The organism is Streptosporangium sp. NPDC005286 (assembly GCF_040607515.1).
Taxonomy (GTDB): domain Bacteria; phylum Actinomycetota; class Actinomycetes; order Streptosporangiales; family Streptosporangiaceae; genus Streptosporangium.
The window spans coordinates 1-15007 of record NZ_JBEXGU010000080.1; the positions used below are offsets into that span (position 1 = coordinate 1).

The window sequence follows — 15007 nt, forward strand, 5'->3', positions numbered from 1 at the left end:
GGTGGCCCGGTACCGGGCCACCGCACCACCGGCCTCCCGGCACGGGCGGACGGGTCAGCCGGGAAGGTCCCGGCGGTCGGAGATGCTGTCGAGCCAGGCGCGGTGCAGGCCGGCGTAGCGGCCCGCCCGTCCGGCGAGCTCGCCCGGTGGGCCGTCCTCGACGATCCTGCCGCCGTCCATCACCAGCACCCGGTCGGCGATCTCGACGGTCGACAGGCGGTGCGCGATGATCAGGGCGGTCCGGTCCGCCAGGATCGTCTGCATCGCCCGCTGCACCAGCCGCTCGCCGGCGACGTCCAGACTGGACGTCGCCTCGTCGAGGATCAGCACCGCGGGGTCGGCCAGAAACGCCCTGGCGAACGCCACCAGCTGCCGCTGCCCGGCCGACAGCCGGCCACCCTGCTTGCCGACCTGGGTGTCGTACCCCTCGGGAAGCGCCGAGACGAACGCGTCGGCGCCGATCGACCGGGCCGCGGCCACCACGTCGGTCATGCTCGCGCCCGGCCGGCCGAACCTGATGTTGTCCGCCACCGAACCGCTGAACAGGAAGTTCTCCTGTGTCACCAGGACGATCGCGGCGTGCCGTGACTCCTCGCCGAGGTCGCGCAGGTCGATCCCGTCCAGCAGCACCCGCCCCGCCACCGGGTCGTAGAACCTGGCGACCAGTTTCGCCAGCGTGGTCTTGCCCGCCCCGGTGGTGCCGACCAGGGCCACGGTCTGCCCGGCGGGGACCACCAGGTCCAGCCGGGGCAGTACCGGGGTGCCGTCCAGGTAGGAGAACTCCACGTGCTGGAACTCGACCCGGCCGCGTGGGCGCTCTAGGATCACCGGGTCGCCGGGCTCGGCCACCGAGGGGCGCTCCTGCAGCACGCCGGAGAGCTTCTCCAGCGCCGCCCCCGCCGACTGGAACGTGTTATAGAACTGCGAGATCTCCTGCATGGGCTCGTAGAACTGGCGCAGGTAGAGCAGGAACGCGGCCAGCACGCCCACCGTGACCCCGCCCTGGATCGCCAGCATGCCGCCGTAGAGCAGGACCGCCGCGACCGTCACGTTCCCGATCAGCTTGACGCCCGGGGAGAAGACCGCGATCAGCTGTGAGCCCCGCAGGTTGGCGGCCCGGTAGTCGGCGTTCAGCTGGGCGAAGATCGTCTGGTTGCGAGGCTCCCTGCGGAACGCCTGGACCGCGCGCATGCCGGCCATCGACTCCACGAAATGGACGATCACCAGGGCCACGGCCTCCCGGGTCCTGCGGTAGACGATGCTCGACTGCCGCCGGAACCAATTGGTGAACAGCGCCAGGACCGGCAGCGGCAGCAGCGCGACCACGCCGAGGTGGACGTCCAGGACGAGCAGCAGGACCGCCGTGCCGACCAGCGTCAGCACGGCGGTGACGAGATCGTCGAAGCCCGATTGGAGCATCTCGGAGATGGCGTCGATGTCGGAGGTGAGGCGGGAGACGACCCGGCCCGAGGTGTAGTCGTCGTGAAACGACAGCGACAGCCTCTGGAAGTGGCGGAAGACCCGTCGCCGCAGCTCCAGCAGGATGCTCTGGCCGATGCGTCCGGCCATCCTGAGGAACACCTGCCGGGTCACCAGCTGGATGACCGCCGCGGCCAGGATCGCCGAGACGACGGTCACCAGCGTCCCCGGCCCCGCGCCCGCGACCATCGGCGGGATGCCCGCGTCGATGCCCACCTTGACCAGGTAGGGGATGGCGAGCGAGGCGACGTTGCAGGTCACGATGATCGCGACAAGCAGGACGATCTTCCTGCGGTACGGGCGCAGCAGCTCACCCAGCAGCCGCCTGGACCTGCTGCGCAGCAGGAACGACACCTGTTCCGACAACTCGTCCTGGTTCTCGGCGGCGACCCCGCGCCACTCCCGGGAGCCGTTCTCGGTCTCTGCCGGGATCTTCGCGGAGGTCTCCGCCGGGGGAGTCGTGCCGCTCACAGCCGTGCCTCCTCCGCGTCGGGGTCGGCGGACAGCAGCGCGCGGTATTCGGGCACGCTCGCCATGAGCTCGTGGTGCCGGCCGACGTGCGCGATCGTGCCGTCCAGCAGCAGGGCCACCCGGTCGGCGAGCAGCACCGTGGAGGCCCGGTGGGCGACGACTATGCCGGTCGCCTCGCGCAGTACGTGCCGCAGCGCCTGCTCGACCAAGGCCTCGGTCTCGACGTCCAGGGCCGACAGGGTGTCGTCCAGCACGAGGATCCTGGGACGGCTGAGAACCGCCCTGGCCAGTGCGAGCCGCTGGCGCTGGCCGCCGGACAGGGACATGCCCTGCTCGCCGATCCTGGTCTCCAGGCCCCACGGCAGCTTGTACGCGAATCCGGCCTGGGCGATCCGCAGCGCGGCCGCGATCTCCTCCTCGGTCGCGTCGTGCCGCCCCAGCGTGAGGTTCTCCCTGACGCTCATCGAGAACAGCGTCGGCTCCTCGAAGGCGGTGGCGACCAGCGAGCGCAGCTCGGGCAGCGGCAGGTCGCGGACGTCGACGCCGTCGATCGTGATCCGGCCCGTGCTCACGTCGTACAGTCGCGGTACCAGGGAGGTCAGGGTGGTCTTGCCCGACCCCGTCGCGCCCACGACCGCCACCGTCTCCCCCGGTCGCACCTCCAGCCAGACATCGTGAAGCACCGGCCCGGCGGCGCCGGGGAAGCGGAACCCCGTGCCCTCGAAACGCAGGTGTCCGCGGGGCCGCTCGATCACGCGGGTGCCCCCGACGATCTCCGGTTCGGTGTCGAGCACCTCCATCACCCGGTCCGCCGCGGTCATCGCCTCCTGGCCCGTGGTCAGAATGAAGCCGAGCGCCGAGATGGGCCAGACCAGTTGCAGCATCAGGGTGGCGAAGGCCACCAGCGTGCCCAGCGTCAGGGTGCCGGAGCCGACCGCCAGGGCGCCGAGCAGCAGCACGAGCGCGAGGGTGATGTTCGGGATCACCTCAAGAAAGGTGAAGAACCTCGCGGACAGGCGGACCTTCTCCATCGAGGTCCCGTAGATCTTCACCGCTCCCTCCTCGAAGATCCCCGAGACATGCCGGCCGCGGCCGAACGCCTTGATCGTCCGGATGCCGGCCGCCGACTCCTCGACGACGGTGGCGAGGTCGCCCTGCTCGTCCTGGACCCGGCGGGAGATGAGGATGTACCTGCGCTCGAAGTGCAGCGAGGTGAGCACGATCGGCACCGCAGAGACGACGACCAGCAGCCCGAGCGGCCAGTACATACGGAGCAGCAGCCCGGTCACCGTCACGATCTGGACGGTGACCAGGACGAGGAAGAGCAGGCCGAAGCCGAGAAAACGCCGGATGGCCGACAGGTCGGTCGTCGCCCGGGACAGCAGCTGGCCCGACTGCCAGGAGGCGTGAAAACCCATCGGCAGCCGCTGCAGGTGGCTGTAGAAATCGTCGCGGATGCTGGTCTCCAGGCCCAGGACCGCGTCGGCCAGCAGCCACCGCCGCAGGAAGACGAGCAGCGCCTCGGTCATGCCCAGCCCCAGGGCGAGCAGTGCGAGGGGGAGCAGTGCCTCGCTGTCACCCCGGGCGACGGGGCCGTCGATGATCTCTCTGCCGATCAGCGGGATGGTGATGCCGATCCCGACCGCGGCGAAGGCCGGCACCCAGACGACGACCAGGCGGGTGGCGTAGGGGCGCAGATAGGACTTCAACCGCCACAGGGAGCGGGCCCCGCGGAGGCGGGGGAGGGGTGGGGACTGTCGGGTTCGGGACTCTGTTTCCGTGTCCGGGATTTCTGTGTCCGAAGTATCAGGAGGCATCAACAGGCGGCACGCTCCTCACGGTGCTCACGCCAGGTGATCGCCGCTCGAGGGCATGGCGAACCGGAGGCCCATCCCCGCTCAACCGTTCTCCCGCACCACCGTTCCAGGTGGACGCCCCGTCGGATCACCCTCACCCGCACGGCGCGGGCGACCATTCAGTTTCCGTGCCCGAGTACGGCGTCAGCAACTGATCTGACGGTCTTCATGATGTAACCCCCAGGTCAGACATCCCATGGCCGTTTGTGTCAAGCGGCTATGGGATGTGATGGCTTCATCACGGTGTCCGGCTCGCGCTCGGCGCGGTGAGACCAGGCGGTTGCCTCGTTTAGATCTCAGCATGACGCGACAACGATTCTCACCCCTTTTGATCTGACCGATGAGCGGTGGGTGCCGATCGAACCGCATATCAGAAGATGCGGTGTGCCCGGTCCGCTCTGGACGATGAGGTGGACCAGAGCCGTTTCAGACGCACGAGGATATGCATGCTGTTGCCCACCCTGGACGAAGAGCAGGCCCGGACGATGACGCTTGAGGCGTTCGCCGATACGATCCTCCCCGGCGAGAAGAGGTCGCCCGACGACCGGGCCGTGGCCGGTGCCACCACCGGCGGTGGTGCCGTGGCGGCCGGAGCCATCAGGCTGCTGGAGTGGGACGCGACCGGGATCACCGCCGGGTTGGATGACTTCGCCCGGGCGATGAACGACCACGCGTGTGCCTACGCGGTCGAGCGAGGTCTGGTCGTCGACGATGAGGTCCCGCCGTTCGTCGCGTTGGACTTCGGCCACCGCACCGCGCTGGTGCAGATCCTGACCGCCCCGGAGCACCCGGAGAAGGAACTCTGGATCAGCCTCGCGTTGTTCAGCTACATGGCCTTCGACTCGGCCGCGCACATGAGCACCTCCGACGCGATCGCCGCGGGGCATCCGGGGCTGATGACACTGGGCCTTGAAAAGCCTGACGCAGACGGTCTGTGGCGGTTCCCCGAGTACTCCTACGGCAGGAAACTGGCCGATCCGCACCCGGACACGACCCCTTCAGGGAGCCCCGCATGACCAGTACGGAACGCACCGACGTCCTGGTGATCGGCAGCGGTTTCGGCGGCGCGATCACGGCCTACCACCTGGCCGCCGGCGGCGCGAAGGTGGTGGTGCTGGAGCGTGGCCCATGGCTGACCGGTAAGGACTTCGACCACGATTTCAAACTCGGCTCGTCCTACACGCGAGCGTTCGATTTCGTGGTGGGGGACGGGATGAGCGTCCTCGGCGGTAACTGCGTGGGTGGCGGCAGCGTCGTCTACTTCGCCGCGATGCCCCGGGCCCCCCGCTTCGTCTTCGAGCGCCACGGTGGCATCGGCCGGCGCATGTGGCCGCAGACCATCAGTCGCGACCTCCTTGACCCCTGGTACGACCGGGTGGCCGAGGCGATCCCCATCGCCAAACCGGACTGGAACGACGTCACCTATGCCGGAGGGCTGTGGGCGGCCGCATGCGACCATGCGGGCCGCACGGCCAATCCCGTCCCGGCCGCCGTCGACATGAGCAAGTGCGTGAACTGCAACTGGATGATGGCCGGCTGCCGTTTCGACGCCAAGCGGTCCCTGTTGCTCAACTATCTGCCCGCGGCCCTGGCCCACGGGGCCGAGATCCGCCCCCTGCACGAGGTCCAGTTCATCGCGCGGACCGACGGAGGCGACTATCGGGTTCACTACAGTGTCATCGACGACGACGACTACCGGGTGGAGACCGGGAACGGAACGATCGACGCGAAGATCGTCGTCCTCGCGGCCGGCGCCGGTGCCACTCCCGTGATCCTCCAGCGCAGCGAGGTCACGCTCGGCAAGATGCCGCATGCCGTTGGCCGCTATTTCTCCGGCAACGGCGAGCGCCTCAACACCGCCGTACTGAACGAGGACCGCGTCCGCGAGGTGCTCGGCCTGAGTCGTGGCGACGGTCTGGCCTACGAGGGCAACCAGATCGGCAAAGGGCCGGTCGTGGCGAACTGGGACCATCTGGATGGTTCTTTGCCCGAATACTCGCGTTTCTCCCTGGAGCAGCTTTACTTCCCGCCGGGCCTGGGCACCATCCTGGCCCAGGTGCCCGACGCGGTCGGCCCGAGCTGGTTCGGCGTGGAGAAGAAGGAACTTCTCAAACGCTGGCGCTCGTGGCTGATCATCTTTCAGATGACCGAGGACGACAACGAGGGCGTGTTCGGCCCGCCCCCCGCGCGAGGCAACGCTGATCGGCTCTCGCAGCAGATGCTCGGTATCGGCCGGCTCAAGTACGACCCGACCCCCAACACACTGCGTGGTTGGGCCGCTGCGGACGCCGAGGTGAAGGACATCCTGGAACGCGACGGACTGGCCACGGTGACACCGTGGACCAACGATGTGGTCGGCGCCTACACCGTGCACCCACTGGCCTCCTGCCGTATCGGCGACGACCCGCACACCTCCGCCCTGGACGACCGGCATGAGCTACGGGGGCATCCCGGCATCTTCGTCACCGACGGCTCGGCGGTACCGGGGGCGCTGACGGTCAATCCGGCGATGACCATCGCCGCGCTCGCCGAACGCGCGGTTCCCGGCATCGTCGAGGCCGCGCGTTCGCGCGGCGTGGACGTCAGGTACGGTGCGCCGGCGCCGGACGGTGCCAGCGCCGGCAGGCGTGGCGTGGCGCCGCTGCTGCCGCCCCTGTCGCGTGGGTGACGATGGGCGAGACACCCACCCGGATGATGCCGGGCTGGTCGTCGGGCTGGAAGAGTGGAAGCCATGGCGTGGCGATCGCCGGATGGGCGCGGGCGAGCCGGTCGCGGGAGGCGGTGGCGCGTCACTCCGCGAGCCTGGCAGCGGTACGCGAGATGGACGGCTGGGCGCCGGAACAGGCCACTCCCGTGCTCCCCTGATAAGGCGGAAAGGCACGTCCGAAGAAGACAGGGCATCTCCGTCCGAGAATGCTTGGTCCACCGGGAGCGATGAAGAGCTTCGATCCTTGGACGAGAGGACAGGCGCATGACCGAGCTGGAAGAAGTACTCAGGGACCTGACTCTGGACGGAGGCGAAATCGACGATCTGGTGGCTGGTCTCGAACCGCATCTGTGGAGCCTGCCCACCCCCGCGCCGGGATGGACGATCGCGAACCAGATCGCCCACCTGGCTTTCATCTTCAGGCTGGCGGGTACGGCGGCCTCCGACCCGGATGCCTTCAAGGTCATGACCGCCGAGGCGGCAGAGGACTTCGATGGCGCTGTGAACGCCGCGCTCGCCGACTACGCTGCCGACTCCCCGGAGGTCCTGCTCGGACGGTGGCGTGCGGAGCGCGAGGCGGTGGTCAAGGCGCTGGCCGCTGTCCCGGCGGGTCAGGTGGTGCCCTGGCTGGTCAATCCGCTGCCGCCGATCGTCCTCGCCTGTGCTGGGATCATGGAGCAGTTCGCCCATGGACAGGACATCGCCGACACGCTCGGGGTGAGGCCGGAACGGACCGATCGAATCAAGCACCTGGTCGTGTTCGCTGTGTTGACCAAGGACTTCGGATACCTGGCGCGTGGCCTGCCCCCATCGGACGTCCAGTTCAGATTCGAGCTCACCGCACCCTCCGGTGAGCTGTGGGAGTACGGTCCGGCGGACGCGGAGCAGAGGATCACCGGTCCCGCCGTCGATTTCTGCCTGCTCGTGACCAGGCGCCGGCACCGCGACGACCTCGAGCTCGTCGCCGTCGGCGCCGAGGCCGATCACTGGCTGGACATCGCCCAGGCGTACCGCGGGCCGGCCGGGGCCGGACGTGTCCCGGGACAGTTCGCACCCCGCCCTGCGGCGAGTCACTGAGCGTGGCGTTCCAGAAACCCAGGCCGCTGTCCGGCTCCTGGTCGCGCCTGGGGCGTACGACTCGCGCCGTATCTGACCTGTGCCTCATCCCCGGCCGTGCCGAAGAAAGCAAACCCGGACGAATCCTCGATGCGCCAGGGCCCTGCCCCCTCTGTGCCGGGCCCGGTCGGGGGCCGGGGTGGGAGCGCAATCGGGGAGATGCGTCGCGAAGCTTCGAGAATGAAGATGTCAAGGTGAGAGTCGGCGATTCAGCCGGTGCCGGGACGCCCGTGGCCGACTCCCGGTGATCTCATGTTCTTCCACCCGACAAGAAGGGATGCAGCATGCCCTCCAGTAACTCCTCATCGCCCCTTTCCCCTGACGAGGCTGCCGTGCGTGCGGTCCCGCAGCGCATCATGGCCGCGTGGGCACAGAACGACGCCGACGCCTTCGCCGAGGTCTTCGCCGAGGACGGAACCATGATCCTGCCCGGCGATGTCTTCGTGAAGGGCCGCGAGGGGATCCGCTCGTTCATGGCGGCCGGCTACTCCGGCCCGTACCGGGGAACCCGGGTGTACGGCGAGCCGATCTCGGCCACGTTCCTCGGTGACAGCGCCGGTGTGCTGATCACACAGGGCGGTGTGCTGGCCCCAGGCGAGACGGAGGTCGCGCCCGAGCGTGCGGTCCGGGCCATGTGGGTGCTGTCCAAGCAGGACGGGGAATGGCTCATCGCCGCTTATCAGAACACTCCCATCGGCGTTTCTTGAAGGGTGTTTGAGGGGTTGTCGCAGGGTCCGGTTCTCGAAGGACTCTCGCAAACACCGGATCGCCTTCCTCAACGGCGAGATCAGAATGGATTTCCCGCTGGAGGTGGCACCAAACAATGAGATGTCAAGGTTGGGCTGTGAGAATCGGAAACGGCCGCCGGCTCGACCGCTGTTTTCCAGAAAGGATCTGATGGATACCTCCGCGGCACCGTCAAGGGAAGAACTCGTCTCCCGCGCGTCGAATTTAGTGCCCCTTCTTCAGAAGAACGCTCTCTGGGGGGAGGAGAACAGGCGTCTGCCCGAAGACTCGATTGAGGCGCTGACCGACGCCGGTATTCTGAGGATGAGGGTGCCCGCCCGTCACGGTGGCTACGAGTCCGATATGGGCACCGTGGTCGAGGTGATCTCCGAGCTCGGGCGGGGTGACGGCTCGACGGCGTGGACGGTCGCCGTCTGGGCGATCAACAGCTGGATAGCCGGCCTGTTCCCGGACGAGGTGCAAGAGGAGATCTTCGCCACCTCCGACGTCCGGGTGAGCGGGATCCTGAGCCCGACCGCCATCGCCGTCCCCACCGAGGGTGGTGTCGTCCTCAACGGGAAGTGGTCGTTCAACACGGGATCCCTGCATAGCCACTGGAACGCGAACGCGGCGCTCCTGGCCCTTCCAGAAGGTGGATACGAGCCGATCGTGACAGCTATCCCGCTGTCCGACCTGGAGGTCGTCGACGACTGGCACACGGCGGGCCTTCGTGGCTCGGGCAGTGTCACCACCGTCGCGAAGGACGTGTTCATTCCCCAGCGGCGTGTCCTGCCGATGGCACCGGCGCTCCAGGGACAACACTCCTCGAAGCTGAACGCGACTTCCCCGATCTACCAGGCGCCGTTCACACCGAACGCCTCCGCGATGGCCGGTGCGGTTGCACTCGGTCTGGCCAAGGCCGCCAAAGACGCCTTCTTCGAGCGTCTGCCAGGGCGAAAGATCACCTACACCGGCTACGAGAACCAGAGCGAGGCACCGCTCACTCATCTTCAGGTCGCGGAAGCGATGATGAAGATCGATGAAGCGGAGTTCCACGCTTATCGCACGGTGAACATGCTGGACACCAGAAGCTCCACCGGGGAGCTGTGGACGATGGAGGAGCGCGCTCGAGTCCGTCTCGACCTAGGAGCCGTGTGCCTGCGCGCGAAGGAGGCGGTGGACATCCTCAATACGGCGAGCGGCGGATCGTCGATTTACAACACCGTGCCGATCCAGCGGATCGAACGCGATATCCAGGCCATCAACCTCCACGCCATCATGCACCCGAACACCAATTTCGAGCTGTACGGGCGAGTTCTCTGCGGTTTGGAACCCAACACCCACTACATCTAGTGCGGTGACCGCCCACGTTCACCGAGGGCCGACGACGAGGGCCTCAGAGACGGCCTCGACTCGGATCACCTGGGAAGCCGGTGAGGATTCCTGGACAGAGCGCACTAGCGGGGCGCCTGTTCGCCGTGGGCCGGGTTCCGATGGAGGTACCGGAACCCGGCTCTGCCGGAAACGTGAGCTGAGGGGCGAGCAGGTGACCGTTGGGATGAAGCCGGCGCGTTGATGCACGTGGGGTGACCGAACGCCTCGCCCTTCGGACACCGATGAGAGGCGGTGGCCGGCGCCTGGCCGTCGGAGGAGGAAGGCTTACCATGCGGACTGAGCTCGGTCAGGTGGTGAGGTCGCCGAGCGACTCGGGCAACGCCTCCAGGTCGAGTGTGGTCGATCCGCCGGGCAGGCATTTGGCGCCCCGCGCGTCGGCGATCTTCTGGCCGTTCCTGGACCCCGTCAAGATCTCTCTCCTCAGCGTTGCTCACGTGCCCGGGGCTTGGCCCTGTCGCGCCTGGTGAGAGGGCGCGGGATGAGGCCAGGGGCCGGCACTGGAGACCGACTTGTAGATCACTGGGGCGGCCCCGGCCGCGCGCCGGTGGGGCAGGCGGTGATCTCTGTGATGGTGACCGTCTCGGTAGAGATGATCGCGACGGCGGCGTGATAGCCGGGAACGGGCTTGAGCAGGTGGAGCCGGACATTGCCGGGTGGGGTGTCCCTCAAGGGCCAGCTGACCAGAGCGGGGTTGGTGTGGGGGTAGCTGATATGGACCTGACCAGGAGGAATGCTCAGACCATGGCCGGTTGCCTTGAGCGCGGCCTCCTTGCAGACCCATAAGCGGATGAAGGCGGCGTTCTGGGCGTGGGCGGGAAGGTCCGCCAGGGCCGCCCGCTCGGCAGAGGACAGGGCGCGGCGGGACAGTTCCTCCGGGGGAGTGGTGGGAATGGCCTCCACATCGACCCCGACAGGACCGGCGGTGCTCAGAGCGACGGCGACGCGGTTGCCGGCGTGGGAGACCGATACGTGGAGACCGGTATGGGTGACCTGGGGTTTACCGTGGGGTTTGTTACATCGAGGGCATGAGCGGATGACAGGCACGGCAGCCGGGCTGACACCCAGGTAGGTGGCAGCGGCGGTGCGCAACAACCAGCCGCCGGTGATGAAACGGTGCCTGTCCCCTTCGCGGCGGTAGCGTGCGGCTCGATCCTGTTCGGTGGGGCTCAGGACGCGGGCAATGGTGTCAATGGGGTGGTCGCGTGGGTCGGCCCACCAGACGTGACATTCGGCAGCCTGGAGGAGCGCCGCGTCCGGGGACCGCTGGAAGGGGGCGGTCATGACGAGCCTTCCTGAACAGGGCGGTCAAGGACGGGAGACCGGGCGGGATGTGGCGAACGGTCGAGCTGATCGCGCCGACCGCCGCTCCCGCGACGATCGAGACCTAGCCGACCGCGCAATGTAAGAACATCCCCTTTTTGGGGGATTCGATGTCCATCTGGCGGATGATGACTAATAGGCAAGCGTGCGGTGACCATGTCGTCAGATGCGATGTGGCTCCGTCCCCCAGTGGACGTGTTCGGGTGAAGCGGAAACGCCTTCCAGGACCGCCGACGATGGCATCGGTGAACGCCTTTTGGTCCACGCCTTGTGGCATAATATCAGGTGTTTTGGCTGGGACATCAACTTGACCCGAGGGGAACTCTCGTGACAAAAACCGACCTGATGACTTTCAGGCCCCTTGGCCAGGGTAAACTCTCCGCCCGCCTGATTCGTTATCGCATATTGCGATTTTCCGTACGAACTGGCGGCCCGGTTTGCCTCAGGCATCCAGGTGTCACTCGGTTGCGAGGTTTATGTGGCACCGGAGGGCGCCCTTAGTGAGAATCTCAACCGCCACGACCGAACCGGTCTCCTGCCATACTTGCCGGCTTCGAGGCGGTACGGAGATCCGCGATGGATGTACGTTCGCCAACAACAAATACCGTTTCTTTGCCGACCTGTCAGCATTGCCCGTCGCGTTGCCCGGCCCCGCTGTCGACTGCGGGTGGCAGTGTTTCACCGGGGGCCGTCCAACGTACCCGGACTGAGTATTTGAATTCATAGCCGTCAGCACCTGAAAACATCATCAGCGATACCGTTCGGAGAGTGGAAGACTCGAGGCGATTCATCGAGCATCCAGATGAAGCCTCAGTGTCAAGGCGTCGCATTGCGATCCGTACAGCGATCAGCCGACAGCCCGGACGAGTGAGAACTATTCTTCGGGCAGGCGAGGGTTAATCCCCATCGACAGACTTGGCCGCCGGGTGCGAGATGGACCACCAACACCTGATGCCTGTCTGGGAGTAGGTCGGACCTTTGGGGGCCGGTTCTCCGAGAAGCCTCTGTTCTTCTTTTCCCCTGCAAGCCACGGCTGCGGTATCGATTCCTAAAACTATCTTAGCTCGGCAGGAATAATGGAAAAAGAGATCGAGCAGGCCGTTCTGCGGGTCGTCCGGAGCATGTACGAGAACTTCAGTGAACAACTCACCATCGACGACCTGGCCAGAACGGCGATGTTCAGCAAGTTCCACTTCTCCCGTGTCTTCCAACGGGTCACCGGGCTTTCCCCTGGGCGATTTCTGTCCGCGGTACGCCTTCAGGAGGCCAAGCGGCTCCTCTCCTCGACCTCGCTGACCGTCACGGACATCAGCCACCGTGTCGGATACTCCAGTGTGGGCACCTTCAGTTCACGGTTCACCAGCAGTGTCGGGATCCCGCCGACCGGCTACCGTCAGAGCGATGGCATCGTACCCGTGCCTTTCTGGGGTGACGGTTCAGACCTGTCTGCCCTTGGGGCGACGACCGTCTGCGGCACCGTCTTATCTCCCCTGGAGGACCAACCCGTCTTCATCGGGTTGTTCCCTGGCCGGATCCTCGAAGGACAGCCGATAAGTCACGTGGTGCTGCGCAGGCCCGGCCCCTACACGCTGTCGAACGTCCCCGCGGGTAACTGGCACCTGATGGGGCAGTCCATCATCGCCGACAGGGCGGACGCCGTTGACCACCCGCCGGGCGGGGACGAGGCGCTCTACATCGGGTATGGCGGCCCCATCATCGTCTCCTCCGACAACGACACGCGATTCGTCGATCTCCGGCTGAGGCCCATGCATCCCTTCGACCCCCCGGTACTTCTCACGTTGCGGGACGTGCTCCCGATGGCCGCCACCTGCTCACCTGCGAAACTCGGATAGGCCGCTATTCGAACGCACAGGCGGCTCAACCACCGTCCGGTTCACAGTTCGTGCACGGTCATCGGCAGTCCACCGCGCACCCGCAGGGACAGCATGGCCTCCGGGACCACGTCATACCCGGGCACGCCGACCAGGTGAAGATCGCGGGTGACCATGGCGATCACGAATGTGGCCTCCACTAGGCCGAGGTGGTTGCCGATGCAGAACCGGGGACCGGCGCCGAACGGGATATAGGCGTATCGCGGCCGGTTCCCCTGGCGGTCGGGATCGAACCGGTCGGGATCGAACCGGTCGGGGTCATTCCAGAAGTCCGGATGCCGGTGCAGCGTGTACGGGCTGATCATGACATCGGCGCCGGCGGGTACGTGATAGCCGCCGATCTCGTCGTCCTGCCGGGCCAGTCGAGGCAGGGCCCACACCGGTGGATAAAGGCGCATGACCTCATGCACGACCATCGTGGTGTACTTCAGTCGGTGAAGATCATCGGCGTCCGGCGGCCGGTTCCCGAGCACTTCCACGGCCTCCTCCCGCAATCGGGCCCGCACCTCCGGGTGCCGGTCAAGGAGGTGGAAGGCCCACGACAACGTGCTCGCCGTCGTCTCATGTCCGGCGAGCAGCAGTGTCACCAGCTCATCGCGCATGCGCTGCCGGCCGACGCGCGCGTCGGCCTCCTGGCGGGTTGAGGCGATCAGACGGGATATGACGTCGTCTCCATCGGTGGAACACGCCAAGCGGTCGGCCACGAGATGGTCGACGACCCGGTACAACTCCTTGCGGGCCCTGCGGAAACGCCACTGCTTGGGGAGCGGCGCCCACGTCGGCACCATGCTCAGCGACACCATGTCGAACATGGCCTGGTCCTGGACGGCCTCAAAGGAGTGCCCGATCGAGTCGAAGGTGTCCAGCTCGGCGTCAAGCAGGGTCCGGCCGAGCACCCCGAGGGTGAGCCCGGTCATCTCCTGGACCACGTCAATCGACTTCCCGCCCGAGTATGCGCGCAACCGGTTCACCAGCTTCGCGGCCTCATCCGCGACGACCTCGGCCTGCTGGGCGATCCGCCGGCTCTGGAACATCGGCTGGATGATCTTTCGTTGCTTGCGCCACAGTTCGCCCTCGCTGGTCAGCAGACCGTCGCCGATGGCCCGCCGTGCTTCGGTGAGGCCGATTCCCTTGCGGTAGTTGGCGCTGTTGTCGGCCAGTACGTGCTTGGCGTGCTCGGGGTGATTGAAGAGGTAGAGGGTTTTGGGGCCGATGACCAGCCGGACCGCGTCGCCGTACTTCGACGCGGCCGACGTGAGCAACGCGAGCCGATCTGTCACCAGCTTCCTGAACAGGCCCGCCGCCGCCGTGCGCGGGGGCCCCGGCGGCACCAGATGCCCTGCCTGCGACAGGCTGGATTCCGTCATTCTTCCGCCTCTTTCCACGTGAAAGCCAGTCGGTGAAATGTGTGCCGGTAGACCGGCAGGGCGTCTTGGTCGCCCTGCCGGTCTATGGAGGACGCCTTTCCGATGAAGATCGTGTGATCTAGGTGCGTCGTGACCCACCTCCGAAACGGGTGACGGTGCCATCGAGCGGCGGCGCACCGGTGATCGTGCCAGGGCCAACCGACTGGACGTTCACAGTGATCTCCTGACTCACCGTCTGGATCCGCGTCTACGAGGCGTACGGCTTGAGCGCCCTGACCAGCGATTCGGGAACCCTGGCCGGAACCGTGCGGGTGTTGGGCCCGCGCATGCAGGCCACCCGCTGCCGGCCACGGGCGACGAGTGTCTCCGCTCCGCCGGCGTCGAGCAGGACATAGTCGAAGCCGAACTCGACCTGGGTCTGCGCGAGGTCGACCAGACGCATCCTGATCGACAACTCGTCGAAGGCTGTGATCTCGGTGAAGAACTCACAGTCGACCTTCAGCGTGAAAAGCTTGAGGTCGTCTCGCAAATCGGTGAGCACCTCAGGTGCCCGTTCCTTCAGGAACATCTCTCGGCAGCGTCCCTGCCAGCGAAGATAATTGACGTAGTAGACGTTGCCGACGATGTTGGTCTCTTCGAAACCCACCGTGTGGGTGTATTCGAAGTACTTGCTCATGA

13 protein-coding genes are annotated in these 15007 nt (G+C 66.6%); 7 read left to right on the forward strand and 6 right to left on the reverse strand.

The window, feature by feature from the left end:
• Positions 1–54 precede the first annotated feature (54 nt).
• Together ABZU75_RS26175 and ABZU75_RS26180 are read right to left on the reverse strand one after the other, a co-directional pair.
• Positions 55–1950 (reverse strand): ABC transporter ATP-binding protein, encoded by a 1896-nt coding sequence (locus ABZU75_RS26175; RefSeq protein WP_355559297.1) that lies wholly within the window; start codon positions 1948–1950, stop codon positions 55–57.
• Complete coding sequence (locus ABZU75_RS26180) at positions 1947–3659, reverse strand: ABC transporter ATP-binding protein (protein WP_355559300.1); 1713 nt, start codon at positions 3657–3659, stop codon at positions 1947–1949. Before ABZU75_RS26180 ends, ABZU75_RS26175 begins: the two co-directional genes overlap by 4 nt.
• Positions 3660–4252: 593 nt before the next feature.
• Between ABZU75_RS26180 and ABZU75_RS26185 the strand changes: the two genes are divergently transcribed.
• The 6 genes from ABZU75_RS26185 (at position 4253) to ABZU75_RS26210 (ending at position 9708) form a co-directional block, all read left to right on the forward strand.
• Entirely contained in the window at positions 4253–4822 is a 570-nt protein-coding gene (locus ABZU75_RS26185) for a DUF5987 family protein (RefSeq protein WP_355559303.1), read from the forward strand.
• The gene (locus tag ABZU75_RS26190; protein ID WP_355559306.1) at positions 4819–6474 is read left to right on the forward strand and encodes a GMC family oxidoreductase; all 1656 of its coding nucleotides are present in this window, start codon (positions 4819–4821) and stop codon (positions 6472–6474) included. The genes ABZU75_RS26185 and ABZU75_RS26190 overlap by 4 nt, the downstream gene beginning before the upstream one ends.
• Positions 6475–6476: 2 nt before the next feature.
• Positions 6477–6671 (forward strand): hypothetical protein, encoded by a 195-nt coding sequence (locus ABZU75_RS26195; protein WP_355559308.1) that lies wholly within the window; start codon positions 6477–6479, stop codon positions 6669–6671.
• A 106-nt stretch (positions 6672–6777) separates the two neighbouring features.
• Positions 6778–7590, forward strand: a complete 813-nt coding sequence (locus ABZU75_RS26200) for a TIGR03084 family metal-binding protein (RefSeq protein WP_355559311.1) — start codon at positions 6778–6780, stop codon at positions 7588–7590.
• Between the two features lie 371 nt (positions 7591–7961).
• Positions 7962–8336 (forward strand): SgcJ/EcaC family oxidoreductase, encoded by a 375-nt coding sequence (locus ABZU75_RS26205; RefSeq protein ID WP_355559313.1) that lies wholly within the window; start codon positions 7962–7964, stop codon positions 8334–8336.
• 190 nt (positions 8337–8526) lie between these two features.
• Complete coding sequence (locus ABZU75_RS26210) at positions 8527–9708, forward strand: acyl-CoA dehydrogenase family protein (RefSeq protein ID WP_355559315.1); 1182 nt, start codon at positions 8527–8529, stop codon at positions 9706–9708.
• Positions 9709–10036: 328 nt separating this feature from the next.
• Here ABZU75_RS26210 and ABZU75_RS26215 read toward each other — a convergent pair whose 3' ends face one another.
• Positions 10037–10159 (reverse strand): hypothetical protein, encoded by a 123-nt coding sequence (locus ABZU75_RS26215; RefSeq protein WP_355559318.1) that lies wholly within the window; start codon positions 10157–10159, stop codon positions 10037–10039.
• Between the two features lie 107 nt (positions 10160–10266).
• Positions 10267–11031, reverse strand: a complete 765-nt coding sequence (locus tag ABZU75_RS26220; RefSeq protein ID WP_355559321.1) for a 4'-phosphopantetheinyl transferase superfamily protein — start codon at positions 11029–11031, stop codon at positions 10267–10269.
• Between the two features lie 1115 nt (positions 11032–12146).
• On the opposite strand from ABZU75_RS26220, the gene ABZU75_RS26225 reads away from it, so the two are divergent.
• Positions 12147–12923: an AraC family transcriptional regulator gene (locus ABZU75_RS26225; RefSeq protein WP_355559323.1), complete on the forward strand. Its 777-nt coding sequence runs from the start codon at positions 12147–12149 to the stop codon at positions 12921–12923.
• Positions 12924–12964: 41 nt separating this feature from the next.
• Here ABZU75_RS26225 and ABZU75_RS26230 read toward each other — a convergent pair whose 3' ends face one another.
• A complete protein-coding gene (locus tag ABZU75_RS26230; RefSeq protein ID WP_355559326.1) occupies positions 12965–14329 on the reverse strand; it encodes a cytochrome P450 in 1365 nt (454 codons plus the stop codon).
• Between the two features lie 247 nt (positions 14330–14576).
• Positions 14577–15005, reverse strand: coding sequence for an acyl-CoA thioesterase (locus ABZU75_RS26235; RefSeq protein ID WP_355559328.1), 429 nt, complete (start codon positions 15003–15005; stop codon positions 14577–14579).
• Positions 15006–15007 lie beyond the last annotated feature (2 nt).